This window comes from Nocardia otitidiscaviarum NBRC 14405 (genome assembly GCF_000308635.1).
In the GTDB taxonomy this organism is placed as follows: Bacteria; Actinomycetota; Actinomycetes; order Mycobacteriales; family Mycobacteriaceae; genus Nocardia; species Nocardia otitidiscaviarum.
In genome coordinates this window covers 1-18,575 of record NZ_BAGD01000135.1, presented here as the reverse complement: position 1 = coordinate 18,575, position 18,575 = coordinate 1, and the positions used below count along the sequence as shown (strand labels likewise).

15 protein-coding genes are annotated in these 18,575 nt (G+C 69.6%); 5 read left to right on the top strand and 10 right to left on the bottom strand.

Annotated elements, in window-relative coordinates; genetic code table 11:
* Positions 1-41 precede the first annotated feature (41 nt).
* Entirely contained in the window at positions 42-617 is a 576-nt protein-coding gene (locus ON31_RS29155) for a TerD family protein (protein ID WP_029930196.1), read from the bottom strand.
* 202 nt (positions 618-819) lie between these two features.
* Here ON31_RS29155 and ON31_RS29150 point away from each other — a divergent pair, with 202 nt between their 5' ends.
* The 4 genes from ON31_RS29150 (at position 820) to ON31_RS29135 (ending at position 6,960) form a co-directional block, all read left to right on the top strand.
* Positions 820-2,019 carry a hypothetical protein gene (locus ON31_RS29150; protein ID WP_039818200.1) on the top strand — a complete coding sequence of 400 codons (1,200 nt, stop codon included), beginning with the start codon at positions 820-822 and terminating at the stop codon, positions 2,017-2,019.
* A 95-nt stretch (positions 2,020-2,114) separates the two neighbouring features.
* Positions 2,115-3,272: an HpcH/HpaI aldolase/citrate lyase family protein gene (locus tag ON31_RS29145; RefSeq protein WP_039818225.1), complete on the top strand. Its 1,158-nt coding sequence runs from the start codon at positions 2,115-2,117 to the stop codon at positions 3,270-3,272.
* Positions 3,269-6,115: a phosphoribosyltransferase gene (locus ON31_RS35935; protein ID WP_063821587.1), complete on the top strand. Its 2,847-nt coding sequence runs from the start codon at positions 3,269-3,271 to the stop codon at positions 6,113-6,115. Before ON31_RS29145 ends, ON31_RS35935 begins: the two co-directional genes overlap by 4 nt.
* Positions 6,115-6,960 (top strand): HAD family hydrolase, encoded by an 846-nt coding sequence (locus ON31_RS29135; RefSeq protein ID WP_039818198.1) that lies wholly within the window; start codon positions 6,115-6,117, stop codon positions 6,958-6,960. The genes ON31_RS35935 and ON31_RS29135 overlap by 1 nt, the downstream gene beginning before the upstream one ends.
* Before the next feature lie 4 nt (positions 6,961-6,964).
* On the opposite strand, the gene ON31_RS29130 is transcribed toward ON31_RS29135, so the two are convergent.
* The 7 genes from ON31_RS29130 to ON31_RS29100 all read right to left on the bottom strand — a co-directional run bounded on the left by ON31_RS29130 (position 6,965) and on the right by ON31_RS29100 (position 12,806).
* Positions 6,965-7,720, bottom strand: coding sequence for an isocitrate lyase/PEP mutase family protein (locus tag ON31_RS29130; RefSeq protein WP_370450366.1), 756 nt, complete (start codon positions 7,718-7,720; stop codon positions 6,965-6,967).
* Positions 7,721-7,824: 104 nt separating this feature from the next.
* A complete protein-coding gene (dhaL, locus tag ON31_RS29125) occupies positions 7,825-8,442 on the bottom strand; it encodes a dihydroxyacetone kinase subunit DhaL (protein ID WP_039818222.1) in 618 nt (205 codons plus the stop codon).
* A complete protein-coding gene (gene dhaK, locus ON31_RS29120) occupies positions 8,442-9,443 on the bottom strand; it encodes a dihydroxyacetone kinase subunit DhaK (RefSeq protein WP_039818197.1) in 1,002 nt (333 codons plus the stop codon). Before dhaK ends, dhaL begins: the two co-directional genes overlap by 1 nt.
* Positions 9,444-9,519: 76 nt before the next feature.
* A complete protein-coding gene (locus ON31_RS29115; protein WP_039818196.1) occupies positions 9,520-10,338 on the bottom strand; it encodes a hypothetical protein in 819 nt (272 codons plus the stop codon).
* A 96-nt stretch (positions 10,339-10,434) separates the two neighbouring features.
* Positions 10,435-11,175 (bottom strand): AIM24 family protein, encoded by a 741-nt coding sequence (locus ON31_RS29110; protein ID WP_039818221.1) that lies wholly within the window; start codon positions 11,173-11,175, stop codon positions 10,435-10,437.
* 295 nt (positions 11,176-11,470) lie between these two features.
* On the bottom strand, positions 11,471-12,169 hold the full coding sequence (locus ON31_RS29105; RefSeq protein WP_039818194.1) for an AIM24 family protein: 699 nt from the start codon (positions 12,167-12,169) through the stop codon (positions 11,471-11,473).
* Between the two features lie 13 nt (positions 12,170-12,182).
* A complete protein-coding gene (locus ON31_RS29100) occupies positions 12,183-12,806 on the bottom strand; it encodes an AIM24 family protein (protein ID WP_029930185.1) in 624 nt (207 codons plus the stop codon).
* Positions 12,807-12,929: 123 nt separating this feature from the next.
* Here ON31_RS29100 and ON31_RS29095 point away from each other — a divergent pair, with 123 nt between their 5' ends.
* Entirely contained in the window at positions 12,930-14,384 is a 1,455-nt protein-coding gene (locus ON31_RS29095) for a TerD family protein (RefSeq protein WP_039818192.1), read from the top strand.
* Positions 14,385-14,481: 97 nt separating this feature from the next.
* Here the strand turns inward: ON31_RS29095 and ON31_RS29090 are convergent, their stop codons facing one another.
* Both ON31_RS29090 and ON31_RS29085 read right to left on the bottom strand, forming a co-directional pair.
* Entirely contained in the window at positions 14,482-16,104 is a 1,623-nt protein-coding gene (locus ON31_RS29090) for a glycosyltransferase family 87 protein (protein ID WP_085996510.1), read from the bottom strand.
* A gap of 93 nt (positions 16,105-16,197) precedes the next feature.
* Entirely contained in the window at positions 16,198-18,522 is a 2,325-nt protein-coding gene (locus ON31_RS29085; protein ID WP_081592822.1) for a transglycosylase domain-containing protein, read from the bottom strand.
* Positions 18,523-18,575 lie beyond the last annotated feature (53 nt).

Below are 18,575 nucleotides of genomic sequence, written 5' to 3'. Positions count from 1 at the left end.
GGGCTCGGTCGATCCGAGCCCCCTCGGTGGTGAGTCGGGTGTTAGACGTTCACACCGAAGTCGCGGGCGATGCCCGACAGACCGGAGGCGTAGCCCTGACCGATGGCGCGGAACTTCCACTCCGCACCGTTGCGGTACAGCTCACCGAAGACCATGGCGGTCTCGGTGGAGGCGTCCTCGGAGAGGTCGTAGCGGGCCAGCTCGGTGCCGTTGGACCGGTCCACCACGCGGATGTAGGCGTTGCGGACCTGGCCGAAGCTCTGCCCGCGCGAATCGGCTTCGTAGATGGAGACCGGGAAGACGATGCTGTCGACGGTGGGCGGCGTATTGGCCAGGTCGACGTTGATGACCTCGTCGTCGCCCTCGCCCTCACCGGTGCGGTTGTCGCCCGCGTGCTCGATGGTGCCCTCGGGCGACTTCAGGTTGTTGAAGAACACGAAGTGGCCGTCCGATACGGCCTTCTTCTCCGTGCTCAGCCCGATGGCGCTGGCGTCCAGGTCGAAGTCGGTCCCGGTGGTGGTCCGCACATCCCAGCCGAGGCCGACCGCGACGGCGGTCAGGTTCGGCGCCTGCTTCGTCAGCGAAACATTGCCGCCCTTGGACAAACTGACACCCATGCGGGAATCCTTCCGTTGGAAAGTCTTGTGTAGCTAGTGGTCAACCCGGCAATGTCCGAATCGCCGGGTCCGCGATTACGACACTAGTAGCTTTCCGAGCGCTTGGTAACGAGCAAGCTGAGGCCAACATGTGAATCGCGGGGCTCGCCGAGCTCGTAAACGCGCGGGCCGGACACATCGGTCACCACCTACCATCGGGATCGTGGCAGGGCGTAGACGCGGTTGGTTCCGGTCGTCCCGGGACGACGAGTGGGTGGGGCGGGCCCGGCAGGTGCTGACGTCCGCGTTCCTGGACATGGATCATCGGCAGAGCATCGCCGAGGCGGGGGCCACCGCGTCCACGCAGCTAGAGCCGGAGCGGGGGTTGGAGGCGCGGTGGGAGCCGGTGCGGGCGCGATGCTACGACGCCGCGACCGCGTATCTCGCCCTCACCGAGCGGCTGGACCGGGCCGAACGCGAGGGCTTCCGGGTGCCGCAGCCGGAGATCGACACGGTGGTGCGCCGGCTGACCGACGCGGCGCGCGGGGTGGATGACTTCTACCGCGGCAATCAGGCGCAGATCGAGCACGCGGTCGCTGTGATGGGGGCGGTGCCGCAGCTGGTGTTGCAGGTGCGCACGGCGGCCGAGCGGGCGCGGCAGGCGGCGAACGAGTCCGCGTACGCGGGATACCCCTCCGTGCGCCGGAGCGCGACCGCTGTGGATGAGGGGCTCGTCACACTCGACGCGGCGGTGGCGGGTGCCCCGGTGGGGGTGGTGCGGGAGGCCGCCACCGCGTTGGAGGCGTGCACCAAGGCGCTGTCAAGGGCACTGGAAGATGCTCCCGGCAAACAACATTCGGCTACCCGGGCGCTGTCCTCGGCGAGTACCCGGCTGGCCGCCGCCCGGCACCGGCTGGAGCGGGTCGGTTCCGCCTATTCGGCGCTGCTGCGCGAGTTCAACGCTGCGAGTTCGGCGGATTTGGCGAACAATGAGCGAGACAGCCAGCAAGCCATCGACGCCGCCGACGCCGAACTCACCCGGGCCCGGGAGGCGCTGGCGGACGACAACCCGGAGCACGCCCTTGAACTGACCACATCCGCGCGCGCACATCTCGCTACCGCCGAGGAGCGGGCCGACGCCGTCACCGACCGGCTGACCCTGCTGCGCGAGGTGCGCGCCGACCCGCAGCAGAAGGTGAAAGCCGTCCGGTTCAAACTGCGTGACGCGCAGATGCTGGCCGTGCACCGAGATCTGGTCGACGAATGGGGTTCGGTACTCGATGCCCAATCCGATCGGATCGATCGGGCCACGGATGGACTGACCGGTCGGCATCCTGACTACTGGGCGTACGTGTCCGAGCTGGACGCCGCCGCCGCATTCATCGCCGGGGTGGTCGACCGGATGCGAAAAGCCGAGAAATAGCCACACACGAAGGGAAAGAACGGGCGCAGATGACCGCGAGTACCACCTGTCCGGAAGCCGCGGCCGTCCCGGTCTCGCTCTTCAAGCGCACACCGCTGCGGCACTTCCGGCAACTACCCGGTCCCGAGATCCGGCGGCTGTTCCATCGCGCTCCTGAACCCTTCGGCGATTCCACCGACCGCGAATTGCTCGCCATGGCCCTCGGTGCGACCCTCTACGTGCCCGCCACCCGCGCCGACCTGACCGCCACCATCACCCGGCGCGCCGAACGCGGCGTCTGCTCCATGGTCATCGACCTCGAGGACGCCGTCGCCGACCACGACCTGGAACTGGGCAAGCGCCAGGTGGTGGACACCCTCGACGCCCTGGCCGCGGGCACCGACGCGCATCCGCTGCTGTTCGTACGGGTGCGCGACGCCGACACCATCGGCGAGATCGTGGACATGCTCGGCGGCGGAGCCAGTGCGCTGCTCGGCTTCGTCTTCCCCAAATTCGACAGCGCCTGCGGACCCAAATACCTGGACGCCATCACCACCGCCTCGGAACGGCTGGGCCGCACCGTCTTCGGCATGCCGGTGCTGGAATCACCGGCGCTGGTGCATCGGCAGACCCGCGACGAGGAACTCCAGACCATTCGCGAACTGCTCACCCCGCGGCGGGAACAGGTGCTCGCGGTGCGCATCGGGGCCACGGATATGTGCTCCAACTTCGGTATCCGCCGCGACCGCGACCTCACCATCTACGACGTGCGCGTGGTGGCGGACGTCATCGCCGATATCGTCAACTACCTCGGGCGCGTCGACGGCACCGGATTCACCATCACCGGGCCGGTGTGGGAGTACTTCGCCGATCACGAGCGCATGTTCCGGCCGCAGCTGCGCACCTCGCCGTTCGCGGAATCCGACGCGGTGCCGTTCCGGCAGTATCTGGTCAGCCGCGACCTGGACGGATTGCTGCGCGAGATCACCCTGGACCGCGCCAACGGGATCCAGGGCAAGACGGTCATCCATCCCTCGCACGTGGCGGCGGTGCACGCCCTCTCGGTGGTCACCCACGAGGAGTACGCCGACGCGCTGCACATCCTCGAGGCCGATGTCGGGGGAGTGGCGGCCTCGGAGTACCGCAACAAGATGAACGAGATGCGCCCGCACCGCAGTTGGGCGCTGCAAACACTGCTGCGGGCCCGGGCGTTCGGCGTCACCAACAAGGGAGTCTCGTTCGTGGATCTGCTGAAAGAACTGGTGGCATCGTGAGCTTCGCGCCGTGGGCGACACGGGAGCTGGGATTGGAACTGCGGCACGGGGATTCGTTCGTGCCGTCGCGGTGGCGGATCACCGAGCTGATCGAGCCCGGATTGCGGCGCAATCCGCGGCGGGCGCACCTGCTCGTCTCGACCGTGCTGGGTAAACACCTGCCCACCGATCCGCACCGGGTGATCGACGCGGCCGACCGGCTGGGCGATCTGGTGCTCGATGTGCTCGGTGCTGCCGAGGACGGTGACCACGGCCGCGGCGCGGCGACGGGAACCGCCGCGGTGGTGCTCGGATTCGCCGAGACCGCAACGGGTCTGGGCCACTGCGTGGCGGCGCGCATGCGGGCCGCGTGCTATCTGCACTCGACCCGACGCGACGTGGCGGCGGCCGAGACGCTGACCGGATTCGAGGAGGGCCATTCGCACGCCACCTCGCATCTGCTCCAGCCCATGCCCGCCGAGATCTTCCGCAACGAGCTGCCCATGGTGCTGGTGGACGACGAGATCTCCACGGGGGCGACGGCGATCGACGCCATTCGCGCCCTGCACGCGTTCACTCCGCGCCCGCACTATGTGCTGGCCTCGCTGGTGGACATGCGCACCGACGCGGACAAGGCGGCCTTCGACGCGGCCGCCGCCGAACTAGGCGTGCGCATCGACACCGTCTGCCTGGCGTCCGGGCGGACGCTGCTGCCCGAGCGACTGACCGAATCGGTTGCCGCCCTGCCTGATCCGGAACTCAACCCGGTCGCCGCGCGGCGCGGCGAGTTCGCCCGGATCGAACTGCCGTGGCCGCACGATGTGCCCGAAGGCGGGCGGCACGGCCTGCTCGCCGCCGACGCGGACCGCTTCGAGACGGCCCTGGCGGCCGCCGCCGAACGGCTGCGATGGGAATTGGACGCGTTGCCCTGGCCGACCGACCGGATGCTCGCCGCTGTCGGCGCAGAGCGTGGGCAGGACGGCCGCGTGGTCGACGGGCTGGTCGCCGATTCCGCTGCGATCATGCCGACTACCGGGCGGATGTCGGAGGATGCAGCACCGACGCCGAATGCGGTGACGTCGCCACCGAGCGGCGAGGTGGCCCCTGATAACGCCGATGGGCAGGCGGTGGGCGGCCGGGGGGCTGGGGCCGCCGGTGGCGTTGCCACGCTGGAGTGCGCCGGGGTAGGGCGCCCGGTGATCGTGCTGGGGCACGAGGAGTTCATGTACCTACCGCTGCGTCTCGCGGCGGCGCTGGCGGACGATGGCGTGCCGACCCGGTACCAGACCACCACGCGGTCACCGGCCTACGTGCTGGACGAGCCGGGATACCCGCTGCGGCGCGGATTCCGTTTCACCGCACCGGAACCCGACGAGGTCCCGCGGTACCTCTACAACGCCTGCTGGCCGGAGCCCGGCGCGCCCGACCCGATCTTGCTGGTCGTCATCGACACCCCCGCCGACACCGAGCGGCTCACCGAGCCGGGCGGCCTCGTCGACGTCCTGACCGCCTCCGGAGCCGACGTGGTGCTCGCCGTCGTCCCCGACGCCGACCCCCGCGCCCTCGCCGTCGCCCGCACCGACTACCGGATGACGGCGCGGGTCGCCGCCCGGACCGAAGCGACCGTGGTAGAGGCGTCTGCCAGCGTTGCGACCGATAGCGGCGCGGCGGCGGGTGCCGCGACCGTGGGCGATTCGGTGGCGGGCGGTACGGCCGGAGCGCGGGCGGGTATCGCCGAGCCTGCGGCCCTGCCGAAACCCCTGCGCGGGCCGGAGTTCGGGTCCTACGCGCCGGACGAGGTGGCGTGGTTGCTCGAGGATCTGTCCGGGGTGGATCTGGAAGCCGATGTGGCGGAGCGGGAGCGGCGGATTCAGGACGGGGTGGCGCACTACGCGGAGTCGCTGCCGGTGGAGTATCAGCCGGACGCGGCGTATCGGGAGCTGTTCGACCGGGTGCTGGACGAGAGCGCCGAACGGCTGGCGTTGGCGGTGGCGACGGTGGCCGAACTCGTTGTCGCCGAACGCGGCGACGAGGTGGTGCTGGCCTCGCTGGCGCGGGCCGGGACGCCGGTGGGTGTTCTCATGCGGCGATGGCTGAGTCACCGTTCGCCCGCGCTCGAGGTGCCGCACTACGCGGTGTCCATCGTGCGTGATCGCGGCATCGACGTGGTGGCGCTGGACTACCTTGCCCGGCACCATGATCCGGCGCAGGTCGTGTTCGTGGACGGGTGGACCGGCAAGGGGGCCATCACCCGCGAACTCACCGCCGCCCTGAACGCCTACCACGCCGCGGGCGGGGCGCGCTTCGACGACGAGCTGGCGGTGCTGGCCGATCCGGGCAGCTGCGTACGCACCTACGGCACCCGCGACGACTTCCTCATCGCCTCGGCATGCCTGAATTCCACGGTCTCCGGCCTGGTTTCGCGCACCGTGCTCAATGACACCCTCATCGGGCCCGGCGATTTCCACGGCGCGAAGTTCTACCGTGAACTGGCCGCCGACGATGTGTCCGCCCGTCTGCTCGACACCGTGAGCGCACGTTTCGACGCGGTGCGCCCCCGGGTCGCCGACAATCTCGCCGCCCTCCGCGCCGCCGACCGCAGCCCCACCTGGGCCGGCTGGGATTCCGTGGAGCAGGTGCGGGCCGAATACGGCATCTCCAGCGTGAATTTCGTGAAACCGGGCGTCGGCGAGACCACCCGCGTCCTGCTGCGGCGTGTGCCGTGGAAGGTGCTGGTGCGCGAGGCCGACGCCCCCGAACACGCCCATATCCGCATGCTCGCGCAGGCGCGCGGGGTACCCGTGGAAGTAGTACCCGAGCTGGCCTATGCCTGCATGGGATTGATCAAGGACGTGAAGCAGTAATGGTGGACCGAAGACCCGCGCTGTACCGCAAGACCCTCATCGCCACCGATCTCGATCGCACGATGATCTATTCGCGCAACGCCTTCGGCGAGTCTCCGGAGCCGCGCACGGTCTGTGTGGAGCACCTGGAGGGCGCTCCGCTGTCGTTCATGACCGTCATCGCCGCACAGCGCATGGCGACGCTCACCGCCCCGGCCGCGGTGATCCCGACCACCACCCGAACCATCAAGCAGTTCAACCGGATTCGACTACCCGGCGCCCCCTGGCGATACGCCATCACCAGCAACGGGGGCAATATCCTGGTCAACGGCGTCCCCGATATGCGCTGGCGCATCGACCTCGACGCCGAGGTGCGCGCCACCAGCGCCACGCTCTCCGAGGTCAGCGCCGAACTACGGGCCCGCATCGACGACTCCTGGGCCACCAAATTCCGGGTGGCCGACCACCTGTTCTGCTACCTGGTGGTCAAACCCAAACTCGTGCCCACCGGCTTCCTCGCCGACTGGGACGCCTGGTGCCGGGAGCGCGGCTGGTCCGCCTCCCAGCAGGGCCGCAAGATCTACAGCATGCCCACGGCGGTCTGCAAGAGCCGGGCCGTCGCCGAGGTGCGCCGCCGCCTCACCGCCGCCGGGGAACTGCATGCCGGAGCCCGCCTGCTCGCGGCCGGGGACGGCGCGCTCGACGCCGAGATGCTGCGAGCCGCCGACTCGGCCATCCGCCCCCGCCACGGCGAGCTGGAGCAGCTCGCGTGGACCCACCCCAACCTCACCGTCACCCGCAGCACCGGCATTCTGGCCGGTGAGGAAATGGTCGACTGGATGCTCGACCGCTCCGAAACCCGTTGAGTGTTCAGCGCCACCGTTCCAGCAGCCGACCGACTTCCGCGGCGAGGGCGCGTTGCAGGAACGGGCCGAAGCTCACCCGCGCCGCCCCCGCCTTGGCGAACGCCGCGGGTTCCCCGGACTCCGGGATGGCGATGGCATTGACCGGCAGCGGGAGTTCGCGGCACAGGCGGCGCAGCACGTCGGGTTCGTGGCGGCCGACCGGATAGAGCACGTCGGCTCCGGCTTCGGCGGCGAGTTTCAGCCGGGTGACCGCACTTTCGAAACGGTCGGCCGGAGCGTCGGCGGCGGGGCGCAGGAAGACGTCGGTGCGGGCGTTGACCACCAGGTGGACGCCGGTGGCATCGGCGCTCTGGCGCAGCGCGCCGACCCGGTCGGCGTGTTCGGCCGGATCGCGCAGTCGGCCGCCCTCGCTGTGCACGGTGTCCTCGATGTTCAGGCCCACCGCACCCGCCTCGAGCAGGCCCTCCACCAGGCGGGCGGCGTCGAGACCGTAGCCGGATTCGATATCCACCGAGACCGGAATGTCCACGGCCCCGGTGATTTCGCGGACCCGGGCGACCACATCGGTGAAGGCCATCCCCTCCTGGTCGCTCTTGCCCATGGCGTCCGCGAGTGGATGGCTGCCGACGGTGAGCGCCGGAAATCCCGCCTCCCGCACCAGGTTTGCCGACCAGGCGTCCCATACGGTCGGCAGGATCACCGGATCGCCGGGGCGATGCAGGGCGAGAAAGGCCGCCGCCTTGTCCTTCAGCTCGATCATGCCTCGATCCTGCGCCATCGAACCGCTGGACGCCATGGGCGATCTGTCCCTTTTATCGCCACGGCGCTACCTCGGTGGCTACGCCGACCCGCGCGCCGACACACTCACCGCAGCGCCTGCCGGGCCGCGCGCACCAGCAGCATGGCGCTCATCGCGCCGGGATCTATATGTCCGACACTGCGCTCGCCCAGGTACGACGCGCGCCCCTTGCGGGCCTGCATGGGCGCGGTGGCCTTGCGCCCCGCCTCGGCGGCGGCGACCGCCGCCTCCAGCGCGGTGGCCGGGCCGGAGCCCACGGCCAACTGCCGGTCCAGACAGTCCGCGGCCGGGGCGAGCGCGTCGACCATGGTCTTGTCGCCGCGTTCGGCCTTGCCGCGCGCCATCACGGCCTCCAGCCCGGCGCGAAACGCCTTGGCGAAAGTCGTTACGTCCGTGCCGGATTCGAGGCCATCGGCCACCCGTAGGAAGAAGGTGCCGTACAGCGGTCCGCTGGCCCCGCCCACGGTCCGCACCAGGATCATGCCGGTCTGCTTGCACACCTCGGTGGCGCTCGCCCCGGGCGCGTCCGCCAGCGCCGCCACCGCCGCGGCCAGGCCGCGCTGCATATTGATCCCGTGGTCGGCGTCGCCGATGGCCGCGTCCAGCGCGGTGAGTTCGGCGGCGCGCTGATCGATCAGCGCCGCGTAGGACCGCACCCAGGCGGCCGCGTTCAGCTTTGCCATCACATCCCCCATCGCAGGGCCGGGGTACGCACGGGCGCGTCCCACAGCGAAACCAGATCGTCGTCGAGTCGAGTCAGGGTTACCGAGCAGCCGGCCATATCCAGCGCGGTGATGTACGGGCCCACCAGCGATCGCGCGATCTCGATCCCCTGCCCGCGCAGGATCCGCGCCACCTCGTCGAACATGACGTACAGCTCGATGAGCGGCGTCGCGCCCATCCCGTTCACAAAGCAGAGCACCGAATCCCCGCTGGTGCACGGAAGATCCGCGAGCAGCGGCTCGACCAGCAGGGCGGCCACCTCGCGTGCCGGCGCGAGCGGCATCCGCTCCCGTCCCGGCTCACCGTGGATACCGATGCCGATCTCCATCTCGTCGTCACCGAGTTCGAAGGTCGGATGCCCGGCCGCGGGCACCGTGCACGAGGTCAGGGCCATCCCCATACTGCGCGAACGGGCGTTCACCGCTTCGGCCACCCGCACCACCTCCGCCAGCGGCCTGCCCTGTGCGGCCGCCGCCCCGGCCATCTTCTCCAGCACCACGGTGGCCCCGACGCCGCGCCGCCCGGCCGTGTACGTGCTGTCCTGCACGGCCACATCGTCGTTCACCACCACTGCCCGCACCTCGCCGCCGGATTCGGCCTCGGCCAGTTCGGCGGCCATCTCGAAATTCATGACATCGCCGGTGTAGTTCTTCACGATGTGCAGCACGCCCGCCCCGGCCTCGACGGCCGCGGTGGCGGCGAGGATCTGGTCCGGCACCGGGGAGGTGAAGATCTCCCCCGGACAGGCGGCGTCGAGCATGCCGGGCCCGACGAAACCGCCGTGCAGCGGCTCGTGCCCGGACCCGCCGCCGGACACCAGGGCCACCTTGCCCGGTACCGGCGCGTCCGCGCGCACGATCAGTCGCCGCTTGGTATCGATACGCAAATCCGGATGGGCGGCGGCCATCCCGGCGAGCGCCGTTTCGACCACATCCCCCGGACGATTGATGAGCTTCTTCACCCGAACGCTCCTTCTGGCGAAAGCCGGTCCGAATTCAGGCTCCCATCACGACCGCCCGCGTGCGCCGGATTCGCGGCTATTCCGCGTTCGCGTCGTCGCCGGTGACCGCGTCGCCACCGAGCAGGGGCGTCTCGTCCTCGAGGGTCCGGGCCAATTCGATATCGGCCACCAGCTGTACCACCAGCTCCCGCAGCGGTGAGGTCGGCAGGTGGTGGGCGGCGAATTCGAAGGGTTCGACGATATCGAGCCCGCCCCGGGCGGCCGCCGTGATCACCCACGGAATTCCCACGCCGTCGGGTGCGACACCGAGTCGTTCGCGCAGCACGTCGGCGGTCTCGTTCATGAGTCCGGTGCGCCGGGCCACCGCATCGGTCATCTGTTCGTCGAGTTCGGCGCGGCGCAGCTCCAGCGCGCCCATATCCGCGCCACGCTCCTGCGCCCGCGTGGTGCGCACCGACCCGTCCTCGAACACCTGGAAGCCCTCGTTGATGGCGGTGGTGCCGAGGTTCACCTCGGTCTCGGCGAGATCCGGGAGGACGCGCAGACAGTCGAGCACGGCGTCCAGCGCGGTGACCAGCCGATCACGGATCTCGCGTCTTCGCCGCCGCTCGCGGTCGGCCGCGTCGCGTTCGGCGAGCACCTGCTCCACCGCGCGGCCGATCCGGAAGGCCAGGGCCGTGGATTCGGGGGCCCACCCGCCCCGCGGCACGTATTCGCCCTCGCGCGGGGTGATCGAGTCGAGGAAGGCGTTCACGGCGTCGAGCAGATCGTGCAGCTGTTCGCGGGACACGCCGGGGTGCCGGAACGCCCGCAGATACTGTTCGTGCGTTACCGCCGGATCGCCGCGCCCGGTCGGCCGCTGGCCGGCCGCCGGATCGACTCCACCGTCGCTCACTCCGCCGATACTGCCACGGCCGGACCGCCCGGCGGGTCACCGGCAGCTGACGACCGGCGTGCCCCGGCGAGTGGTGGTTCTCGGCGGTGTGGGTGATCAGTGCTGCTGCTGGGCGTTCAACTGCTGCATGATCACGCCCTGCAGGCGTTGCAGACCGCTCGGCGTGATCCCGCTCTGGAGCTGGCCCTCCAGGGTGCGAACCAGGTGGGAATCGTCGAGCACCTTCTCCGACGACTGAATGAGCACCGTGCCCGCGCCGGTGAAGTCGAACTGGCGCTCCTCACCGGAGTTCACGCCGAAACGCGCGGCACCGGCCGCCAGGAAGCTCGAGATCCAGCGTTCGTCGTAGTGGTGGCTCGGCGACGGGCAGTCCGCCCAGCCCACCAGCGCCTCCGGATCCACCCGCAGCGGCGGTTCGGCGAACATGACCGGGCCGTTGGAGGAGGCCAGGAATTTGCCGGTGCCGATAAGGGTGAGGAAGCCGGGCACGATCGACTGGTTCAGCGACAGGCCGGGCTCGAACGCCAGCAGATTCGCGGCGCGCACGGTCAGGTTGCCGTCGTCGAGGTCGTAGGAATTGATGTCGTAGCCGCGGTCGCCGATGATCAGCTTCCCGTGGCCCTCCGCCACCACGTAGTCGCCGGTGAACAGCGGCGCCGAGAACTGCTGCGCCACCATGTGCATGAGATTGCCCTGCACACCGTGCGACAGCGACTGGAACCGCATATCGCCGTAGTAGGCGATCATCGCGCCCTTGCGCATGAACCAGGGCCGGTCGAGATCGATGCAGTAGGCGTAGTTGTTGCCCGGAATATTGTCGCTCTCACCGAGATTCATCGGGCTCAGGACCTGCGGCTGCTCGCCCTGATAGCCGCCCGCGAACGGCTGCTGACCCGTCCCCTGGTATCCACCGGGCTGATCGGGGTAACCGCCGGGCTGCTGGTATCCGCCCGGCGGCTGCTGGTAGCCGGGCTGTTGGTAACCACCCGGCGGCTGTTGATAGCCGCCGGGCGGCTGCTGGTAGCCGCCGGGCGGCTGCTGGTAGCCCGGCTGCTGCTGGTATCCGCCCGGCTGATTCGGGTAGCCGCCCTGGGGATTCTGGTATCCGCCCGGATTCTGGTAACTCATCGCTTCACAGCTTCTCTTCGGATGCCTGCACGAATACGACGCCTTGGCCGACGCAGTGCAGCTGCATCGCCTCGCCCGAACCGCGCCCGACCGCGTCGCGCCAGCTCATCGCCGTCTTCAGTTCCGTCTGCACATTGCCGTAGGACGCGACGAACGCCTGCGGGTCCACCACCACCGGATTCGGTCCGCCGACCTGCAATTCGATGAAGCCGCCGTGGCCGAGCAGCACCGCCGCACCCTGACCGGACAGCTGGGTGGTGAACATGCCCTGGCCGGTCAGCACCCCCGACGCCGCACCGCGCAGCGCGCCCATCAGGCCGCCGCGACCGCCCTGGCCGCCCGAACTCGCCACCGACACAATCGAACTCTGCAACCCGGCGGTATTGGCCAGCAGCCGCGACGCCTCCACGCGCAGGGTGGCCCCGGGCTGCATGTGCACCACGTGCACCTCCAGACCGGCGAAACCGTAGTGCACCTCGCCATTGCCCTGAGCCAGCATGGTGCGTTCGTGCTCGCCCGCCATCATCCGCCCGGCCATGCCCATCAGGCCGCCCATGCCGCCCATCTGGCTCGCACCCGGTACCTGATGCGGGGAGAACGAGATGTCGCCCTGGTAGAAGAGCATCGAGCCGGTGCGCGCGACCACGCCGCCCGCCTGGCCCGCATGGACCTTGACGACCTTGCTGTTCACTTTCTCGAACATCGCGTGCGCCCTCTCACCGCTCGGCGGGTTGGATCAAGACCACGCCCTGCCCCTCCCAGCGCAGCGAGAACGCCTCCCCGCCGCCCTGGCCCATGACCGACCGCCACGAAACATCGGTCACGAAGGACTGATTCAGATTGCCGCGCGCCGCCACGAACGCATCCGGATCCACCACCAGCGGATACTGCGGCGACACCTCCAGATGGATGAGCGGGCCGCCCGCCGACAGCAACGCCACCTGGCCCTGGCCACTCACCTTGGTGGTGAACAGGCCCGCGCCGGTGGCCCCGCCGCGCAGGCCCGCGAAGGTCACGTCGGTGCGCAGATTCCCGGCGAACGCCAGCAGTTGCTGCGACTCCACCTGGAGCGTGTCGTTGTTCAGGTTCACCACGGTGACGTTCTGGCCGTTCACGGCGAAGAAGACCCGCCCATTGCCCGAACATTCCATGAGTGAGAGCGATTCGCCGGTGGCGCGGCGCTTCAGACCCGCCAGCACACCGTCGCCGCCACCGAAACCGGCGCTCTTGAACTGGATGTTTCCCTCGTAGGCCACCATCGACCCGGAGATCGCCCGGATACTGCTCCCGGCGAGCTGCGCCTCGATGACCTTTTTCGACTTTTCGAACAACTGCGCCATGGGTGGTTCATGTCCCCCGGTACTCGGACTGTCGCCGCCACCCTAACCGAAAACCCTCGGCGCAGGTACGGCGTGTTTCTCGTAGAGTGGCTGACGAACGCACCGACAAGCGAAGGGTCGATCTTGTCCGCAACACTGGTTAAGGGCCAGAACGGTCCTCTGACCGTCAACGACGTCGTGATCTCGGTTCAGATCGGCGCACCCGCGGATGTGTCCGCACTGCTGGTCACCGAGAACGGAAAGGTCCGGTCGGACGCCGACTTCGTCTTCTTCAACCAGCCCAGCGGTCCCGGCGTGAACCTGCAACCCGCACCGTCGGGGCAGCCCGCCGCGCTGGCGGTGTCGCTGTCGGCGGTACCCGCCGATATCGCGCAGATCCGGGCCGTCATCACGCTCGACACGCCCGGCGGCAGCTTCGGGCAGATTCCCGCGCCCGTCGCCCACGTGTCCGACCAGTCCGGAAATCCGTTGTTCGAGTACCGGATCGAGGGGCTCAGCAGCGAATCCATCGTGATCGCGCTGGAACTGTATCGGCGACAGGGCAGTTGGAAGGTGCGCGCCGTCGGGCAGGGCTACGCCGGTGGTTTCGCCGCGCTGGTCACCGATCACGGCGTGCAGGTGAACGAACCGGCCGGCCAGCAGCAGGCTCCACCGCCGCCCCGCCAGCCGCAGGCGCCCGTACCGCCGACCCCGGCATCACCGCCACCGGGGCAGTACCCGCCGCCCGCGCCGGACTACCCGCCCGCCGGTGGCTACCCGCCGCCGGGACAGGGTGGCTACCCGCCGCCCGGCCAGGGCTATCCGCCGCCGGGACAGGGTTACCCGCCGCCGGGTGGCACCGGATATCCGCCGCCCGTACCGGATTACGCGCCGCAGGGCGGCTTCCCGCCGGGTGGACCGGGTGGCTACCCGCCGCCGGGGCAGGGTGCCCCCGGCGGTGCCGCGCCCGGCTTCCCGCCGCCCGGACCGGCACCCGATCGCGACCTGCCGCAGTCCGGCGGCGCGGTCAGCCTGGTCAAGGGCCAGCGGGTCAACCTCCGCAAGGAGGGCGGCCAGGCGCTGACCTATGTGCGAATGGGCCTGGGCTGGGATCCGGTCAAGCGCGGCGGCATGTTCGGCAGCCGGGCCGTGGACATCGACCTGGACGCCTCGGTGGTCCTGTTCGCCGGCATGAACGTGATGGATGTCGTCTACTACGGCAGCCTGGTCTCCAAGGACGGCTCCATCCGCCACTCCGGCGACAACCTGACCGGTGAGGGCGCGGGCGACGACGAGCAGATCATGGTGGACCTCACCCGGGTTCCCGCCCCGGTCACCACCATGCTGTTCATCGTGACCTCCTACAAGGGGCACACCTTCGAGCAGGTCACCAACGCCTTCTGCCGTCTGGTGGACGCCAACGGCGACAAGGAGATGGCGCGCTTCACCCTGGCGGGCGGTATGCCCTTCACCGCCATGGCGATGGCGAAGCTGTCCAAGTCCGGGTCCGACTGGAAGATGGAGGCCATCGGCGAGGGCTTCCAGGCCAAGCATCCGGGCGAGGCGGTACCGCAGCTGGCCCGCTTCATCGGCGGCTGAGGCCGACCCGGCACGACGCGTAGGCGCCCCGCGAACCGGAAGCGGTTCGCGGGGCACCGTGGCATTCGGGGCAGGGTCCGCTACCCGATCGCGCGACTCAGGTGGTCGTGAGGACCCGGTCCGGTCGGGGCCGCAGCGGGCGCGGCAGCCAGGGGAACACCGGGTCCGCGGTGTGGTCGAGTACACCGCCCACCGGATCGTCCACCCCGTCGCGGCGCACCAGATCCGCTGCGGGCCGGTAGATCTGCCGAATGATCAGCACGCACAGCGCGATCACCGCGATATCGCGCAGGATCACCGTGCCCGTGAACCACTGCTCCGGCACACCCTTGCGGTCCTCGCCGAGGTAGTAGTACATCCGCGGCACCCAGACCAGCGCGTCGACGGTCATCCACGCCAACAGGATTCGCCGATGCGGCAGCGCCAACACCGCCAGCGGCACCAGCCACAGCGAGTACTGCGGACTCCACACCTTGTTGGTGAGCAGGAAGGCCGCCACCACCAGGAAGGCCAGCTGCGCCAGGCGCGGCCGCCGCGCCGCCGTCAGCGCGATCCAGGCGATGCCCGCACAGGCGGCCAGGAACAGCAGCAGCGACACCAGATTCAGGATCGACGGCGATTCACCGGATTTCAGATAGCCGTCGAATCCGGCCCAGCCGGTGAAGGAGGTGATGACGTTGTACACCGAATCCGGGTCGGCGTGCCGTTCGGTATTGAGCCGGAAGAACTCCCACCAGCCCTTCGGATACAGCACCGCGATGGGCAGGTTCACCGCCACCCAGGTACCGGCCGCGGCGGCGACGGCGGTCAGCCCGGAACGTATGGGGCCCAGGCGGTGCCAGGACAGCGAGGTGCCGTAGCCCTCGTCCCCGAGCCGCTCGGCGCGCAGGCACAGCACCAGGATCGGCCCGAGCAGCAGCAGCGGATACAGCTTGGCCGCACCACCCAGACCCAGCAGCACCCCCGCCAGCACCGGACGTCGCCGCGCCCAGGCCAGCAGGCCGCCGGCGGCGAAAGCCGTTGCGAGAGCGTCGAAATTGGTGAACGCGTGCACCAGCACCAGCGGTGAGCACGCCACCAGGGCGGCATCCCAGACCCGGCGACCGGCCAGCAGCGCGGTCGCCCACACCGTCACCAGCCATGCCATGGCCAGGCCCAGCGCCACCACATTGAAGTAGATGACCACCTGCAGCGCGCCCGGCAGACCCCACAGCTGGGAGGCGGCATCCCAGGTCTTGGCCACCTGCATGGACCCGTACTGGTACAGGCCCGACAGCACCGGATACTCCATGTACCGCACCTGCGGTTCGCCGTCCGCCCCGGTCTCGGTCCACTGCTTCTTGTACGGGAACGCACCCTCGTTCAGGCGCTCGGCCCCGTAGAGCGGCACCGTGTCCGAGTAGCACATGGCGATGTACTGGCGGCCGTCGTTCCAGTCCAGGCCGATCACGCCGTTGTCGTCGACGGTCTGCTGAATGCACGGGGCCTTGCTGCCCCAGCCGAGTGCCAGGAAGACCACCGCGAAGGCGAACAGCACCCGCATGGGCGTCCAGAACCGCACCCGCCCGATCAGGGCGTGATCGCCGACCGGACCACCGGTGAGGGTGCTCAGCTGGGCGACCAGGGAATCGTTGCGGCTGGGCCGGTCCCGCTCATCGGCGGAAAGCAGATCCCCCGCCAGCGGCGCGGGTGCGGCGTACCGCGCCGGTGTTTCGTGCATCGGCCGTCCCCCGCCCGTGTCCGCGCCGATGGGCGACGAGTGCTCGTCGGCCATCGGCGCGCGCACCAACTCCTGCTCGATCACGGCAAGAGGCTACCGGTTGTTCGGTGATCCGTAGCCGTTGCCATTGTCCGACCGCGGCGTGGGCGCTGGTGCGGTCGTCAGCGGTGAGCCGTCCGACGGCGCGACCGGCTGGCCGGGCAGCGGTCCGCCGTCATCGGAGGGGCTCTGATTCTGCGGCATGTTCTGTGGAGTCTGCTGCTGCGACTGCGGATTCGGTGCCAGCCCCGGAATATTCAGGGTGAACGGCCCCACCTGCACCGGGGTCTGGGTGATGACCACCGGCGGCTCCACCGGAGCCTCGGACGACGGCGCGGTGTACGGGGCCGACCACGACGGCACACCGGCCTGGCCGCCGATGGAACCCGGCTTCGGGAACTTCACCTTGGGCTGGCCCTCGAGCGCGCCGTCCATGGTGTCCTTCCAGATATCGGACGGCAGTCCGGAACCGTAGATCATGCCGCCGCCCGCGCCGCGCAGCCGATCGCCCTGCTCGGTGCCGACCCACACCGCGGTGGCCAGCTGCGGGGTGTAGCCGACCATCCACGCGTCGCGGTTCTCGCCGGTGTCGCCGAGCTGATGGGTGCCGGTCTTGGAGGCCGACACCCGGCCGCCCGCCAGGCCGTGGTTGCGCGAGTAGGCGGCGATGGGCTCCATCGCGGCGGTCACATTGTCGGCCACCGCGGCGGAGACGCGCTGCTCACCGGCCACCTCACCGCGGTCGAGCAGGACGGTGCCGTCGGAGGCGACGACCTTCTGCACGAAGTGCGGCGCGTGGTAGACGCCGGAGGCGGCCAGCGTGGCGTACGCCGAGGCCATATCCAGCACCCGCACCTGATACTGGCCCAGCACGACACCGTTGTTCGGGCCGACCCCGCCCGGCTCGGTGAGCGTTTCGCCCACGCCCGGAATGCTTTCCGGAATGCCCAGCTTGTGCGCCATATCGGCGATCTTCTGCGGGCCGTTGCCCGGCATATCCAGCATCATGCGGTAGAAGCTGGTGTTGAGCGAGCGCTTCAACGCCTCGGCGATGGTGCACATACCGCACTGCTCGCCCTCGACATTGGTGATCTCGATGCCGTTCACGGTGACCGGGGAGCTGTCGTACAGCGTGGACAGCGGCTTGCCCATCTCGAGGTTCTGGGCCAGACCGAACACCTTGAACGCGGATCCGGCGGGCAGACCCGCGCTGGCGAAGTCGAAGCCCGCGCCGTTCTCACCGCCGTAGTACGCGCGCACGGCGCCGGTCTGCGGATCCACCGACACCACGGCGGTGCGCAGGTTCTCCGGCTCGCCGTTCATATTCGAGGTCACCGCGTCCACGGCGGCCTGCTGCGCCTGGGGGTCGATGGTGGTGGTGATCTGCAGGCCCTCGGTGTTGAGCTGCTGTTCGCTGATGCCGGCGGCGCTCAGCTCCTCCAGCACCTTGGACTTGATCAGGCCCTCCGGGCCCTGGTCCAGGCTCTTGTCACCCAGCGAGGCGACCGGAACCACCTGCGGGTACTGCATATTCGCGCGTTCGGTGGCCGGCAGGTTACCGCTGGAGACCATGCCGTCGAGCACGTACGTCCAGCGCTGCTCGGCGGCCTTCGGATTCTTCTCCGGGTCCAGGTTGGACGGCTGCTGAATGGTCGCCGCCAGCACCGCACCCTCGGCAACGGTCAACTCCTGCACCGGTTTTCCGAAGTACGCCTTGGCCGCCGCGTCGATGCCGTACGCGCCGCGGCCGAAATAGATGGTGTTGAGGTACGCGGTGAGAATGTCGTCCTTGGACCACTCCTGCGCCATCTTCACCGAGATGACCAGCTCGCGCATCTTGCGGGTGAGCGAGCGCTCGTTGCCGACCAGCGCGTTCTTCACGTACTGCTGCGTAATGGTGGAGCCACCGCCCGCGGTGTCCTTGCCCATCAGGTTGTCGCGCAGCGCGCGGGCGAAACCGCTGAAGGAGAAGCCCGGATTGGTGTAGAAGTCGCGGTCCTCGGCCGCCATCACGGCATTGCGCACGTGCGGCGGGATCTGGTCGATGGTGACGTCGGTGCGGTTGCCCTCCGGCGGAACGACCTTGGACAGCACCGTACTGCCGTCATTGGCGTAGATCAGGGCGACCTGATTGTTCTTCAGATCGCCCGGACGCGGCACCGACGCGGTCGAGTACGCGATGAGGAAGACCGTGCTGGGCAGGATGATGCCCAGCGCCAGCAGCACGTAGAGGGTGCGGCGCACGATCTTCCAGGGCGAACGCTTGCGGCCCGAGCCGGTTCGGGAACCGCCGCTGCCGCCGCTGCCGCCACCGGGGCGGCGCGGCGGCGGGCCGGACGGCGGCGAGTTCTGACCGCGCCGCGGCGGGGCGGCGGGCATGGCGCCGGAGTTGCGGCCGCGCTCACCCGCTGGGCGCGGGCGGGGCGCGGTGT

Bases quoted from the DNA above. Each gene is read 5' to 3' on its own strand.
- ON31_RS29155 (WP_029930196.1), bottom strand. From the start codon at position 617: ATGGGTGTCAGTTTGTCCAAGGGCGGCAATGTTTCGCTGACGAAGCAG.
- ON31_RS29135 (WP_039818198.1), top strand. From the start codon at position 6,115: ATGGTGGACCGAAGACCCGCGCTGTACCGCAAGACCCTCATCGCCACC.
- ON31_RS29130 (WP_370450366.1), bottom strand. From the start codon at position 7,720: ATGATCGAGCTGAAGGACAAGGCGGCGGCCTTTCTCGCCCTGCATCGC.
- dhaL (WP_039818222.1), bottom strand. From the start codon at position 8,442: ATGGCAAAGCTGAACGCGGCCGCCTGGGTGCGGTCCTACGCGGCGCTG.
- ON31_RS29110 (WP_039818221.1), bottom strand. From the start codon at position 11,175: ATGAATCTCGGTGAGAGCGACAATATTCCGGGCAACAACTACGCCTAC.
- ON31_RS29105 (WP_039818194.1), bottom strand. From the start codon at position 12,169: ATGTTCGAGAAAGTGAACAGCAAGGTCGTCAAGGTCCATGCGGGCCAG.
- ON31_RS29100 (WP_029930185.1), bottom strand. From the start codon at position 12,806: ATGGCGCAGTTGTTCGAAAAGTCGAAAAAGGTCATCGAGGCGCAGCTC.
- ON31_RS29090 (WP_085996510.1), bottom strand. From the start codon at position 16,104: ATGCACGAAACACCGGCGCGGTACGCCGCACCCGCGCCGCTGGCGGGG.
- ON31_RS29085 (WP_081592822.1), bottom strand. From the start codon at position 18,522: ATGCCCGCCGCCCCGCCGCGGCGCGGTCAGAACTCGCCGCCGTCCGGC.